The sequence below is a fragment of the Streptomyces sp. A01 genome (assembly GCF_059026195.1).
The window spans coordinates 1-206 of the sequence record NZ_JBWLKN010000162.1; the positions used below are offsets into that span (position 1 = coordinate 1).

The following is a 206-nucleotide window of genomic DNA, read 5'->3' on the forward strand; positions in this document are numbered from 1 at the left end:
GAACGCCACAACCCCGCAAGCGAGACCATCACCGCCCACGACAACGGCTGCACCACATCCACCCGCTCCAGCGAACCATCAAGCTCAGCCCCGAAATCCCAGTCCACGAACGGCGCCAACGCCTCCCCACACCGGCGCATCGACTCCGCGAACACCGGGGACGACACCATCAACTCCCGCGCCATCCCCACCCACTGAGCACCCTG

Annotated in this window: 1 protein-coding gene; it reads right to left on the minus strand. The window is 66.5% G+C overall.

The window, feature by feature from the left end; translation table 11 throughout:
* Positions 1-206 (minus strand): acyltransferase domain-containing protein (locus AC5P1B_RS36000; protein WP_493892247.1); only part of this gene is annotated, 206 nt, incomplete at both ends.